This window comes from bacterium (assembly GCA_040757115.1).
In the GTDB taxonomy this organism is placed as follows: domain Bacteria; phylum UBA9089; class CG2-30-40-21; order CG2-30-40-21; family SBAY01; genus JBFLXS01.
In genome coordinates this window covers 1-2,444 of sequence record JBFLYA010000379.1, presented here as the reverse complement: position 1 = coordinate 2,444, position 2,444 = coordinate 1, and the positions used below count along the sequence as shown (strand labels likewise).

The window sequence follows — 2,444 nt, the reverse complement described above, 5'->3', positions numbered from 1 at the left end:
CCCTTATCTCCTTATCCCCTTTCTTACACTTTTGATATATAGCCTGAACGGTTACAAAATCAGATGAAAAATATCAAACTCATTCTATCTTACGATGGAACAAATTATCATGGTTGGGCAATTCAACCAGATGTAAATACGATTTGTGGGACATTAAAAAAGGCTTTAAAGGAATTGACTGGTGAGGAGATAAAAGTCATCTGTGCAAGTAGAACTGATGCGAAAGTTCATGCGAGGACTCAAGTAGTGAATTTCTTTACGAATTCCCGTATCCCAATCGAGGCATTTCCCAGGGCACTAAACAGCCATTTGCCCGAAGATATTGTTGTCTATGATGCCTCTTATGTAGATGATACCTTCCATGCCCGCTTTTCCGCTAAATATAGAAAATATCACTATCTACTCATTAATTCTAAATATCCTGATGTATTTTATCGCCATTATACCTATTGGTTACCATTTGAGTTGAATTTAGAGAAGATGCGTCAAGCCTGTGAATTCCTGATTGGAACTCACGATTTCAGTGCCTTTGCCTCAGAAATAAAAACTGTAAAAAACCCTATCCGAGATGTGCAACAACTTAGTATTTCTACTAACGCCTGCCTCAACTTGTTGATGGAAAATACCCCGAACAAGTTCTGGTTTCCTGAACAAAATGAGATTATATTTTTTAATATCAAGGCAAACGCCTTTTTATTCAATATGATTCGGACAATTGTTGGGACTTTGATAGATGTTGGTCGTGAAAAATTAGCACCGATAGATGTTAAGCATATTTTAGAATCAAAGGATAGGGCAAAAGCAAGTCCTCTTGTCCCGCCGCAAGGATTATATTTGATAGAGGTGGGGTATTGATTCTTATTAATTATTTACCCGGTCTTCATCTTTTTATCAAGTTTTTTGCAAGCAGTAGCCAAGCGTGGTAGAGCAAACATCAAATAAATCCCAGACACCAATACGAAGTATTGCGAAGCCATTTAGTGCTTATTTTATTTTGATTTTCTTTCCCCATTTCTGATTAGCTAACACATACTTTGTCCCTTATTGGTTCTGATTTTAAGTAGGATTGGCATCTTCGATAACCCATTTCCAGACAGGCATTATCCTTATCCTGACGCCATCCTTATATAATTCTTCCTCCTGGTCATAGGTTAAAATACATCCCTCTTTTAATCCTATGTGTAGTGTAGCTGATACTAATCCCTCCAATTCCCTGATTCTATTTTCTTCATTCAGTTCATAACACACCTGATAGGCAAATAGTCTATCATCCTTATTTACCACAAAATCACATTCCCTTTCCTCTTCAAAATAAAAGATATTCTCTGTATATTTTCTTAACTCTAAAAAGACTATGTTCTCTAACAATCTACCCAGGTCTTGTTGAGTTATCCTTCTTGTAATGCCTGTATCTACCAAATATAGTTTAGCCGGATTCCTCATCCTTTTATAAGAAGATGTAGTAAATTTTCTTACCTCAAAGATAAGCATACTTTCAAGAAGGTATTTATGATAACTAAACAGGCTATCCTTTGAGAAGGGAAGTTTATCTTTATATTGCTTATAAAAAGAGGAGAGTGAAAATCTTTGGGAGAATGAGGAAAATAGAGCATCGATTAATCGTTCCAAAAGAGGGATATTATTTATTCTGAATCTTTCCACTAAATCTTTAAAGAATATTGAGCCAAGATATTCCTTTAATATTTTACCTTTCTCAAACTCACCCTTTCCTAAGATAATCTCTGGGAAACCACCCCATCTTAAGTAATCTTTAAAATGGTTTTTGATGAGTATTTTCTTCTCTGTATAAATAAAGTCTTTGTTTGACAAGATATTTTGGGTTTTGAGGTATTCTTTGAAAGAAAATGGATTTATCTGTATGCTCCATGCCCTTCCCCTCAGGGATGTATGTATCTCTTCTGGCATAATTTTAGAGGATGAACCACTTACAAATAGGGTTATTTTCTCTTTTTCAACCGCTCGCCTGGCAAATCTTTCCCAATCCTTTATGTTTTGTATCTCGTCGAAGAGAAATGTTTTTGGTTTATTTATAAGATGTGGATTAAGTTCTAAAAAAGCCTCTTTTAGGATTTCAAAATCACTTACCTTAAAATCAATCAATCTTTCATCCTCAAAATCAATATACAAGGCAGAATCTTGGAAGGTTCTGAATAAATCATAAAGGATGAATGTTTTACCGCTTCTCCTTACTCCGTATAATACAATGACCTTATTTAATCCTTCTGGAAGATAAAGCCCTTCCCTTTTGATAATTGTGCCTACCTGGTTTAAGATAAATTCGCCATTACCTACTATGATTTCTTTGAGTCTTTCTTTTGGGAACATAATTTATCCTTCTTTTAGGTAAAGAATATCAAATTTTTGTCCTTTTGTCAAGGAAAAAGTTCTGTCCCTGCGATTCAGACACTGGACATCAAACACAA

At 35.0% G+C, this 2,444-nt stretch carries 2 protein-coding genes; one reads left to right on the top strand and one right to left on the bottom strand.

Annotation, left to right across the window (positions count from 1 at the left end):
* Nucleotides 1-63: 63 nt before the first annotated feature.
* Nucleotides 64-855 carry a tRNA pseudouridine(38-40) synthase TruA gene (gene truA, locus AB1422_18860; GenBank protein ID MEW6621362.1) on the top strand — a complete coding sequence of 264 codons (792 nt, stop codon included), beginning with the start codon at nt 64-66 and terminating at the stop codon, nt 853-855.
* Between the two features lie 201 nt (nt 856-1,056).
* Here truA and AB1422_18855 read toward each other — a convergent pair whose 3' ends face one another.
* Complete coding sequence (locus tag AB1422_18855; protein ID MEW6621361.1) at nt 1,057-2,346, bottom strand: ATP-binding protein; 1,290 nt, start codon at nt 2,344-2,346, stop codon at nt 1,057-1,059.
* Between the last annotated feature and the right edge of the window lie 98 nt (nt 2,347-2,444).

Coding starts and splice junctions, on each gene's coding strand:
- truA (MEW6621362.1), top strand. CDS start 64: ATGAAAAATATCAAACTCATTCTATCTTACGATGGAACAAATTATCAT.
- AB1422_18855 (MEW6621361.1), bottom strand. CDS start 2,346: ATGTTCCCAAAAGAAAGACTCAAAGAAATCATAGTAGGTAATGGCGAA.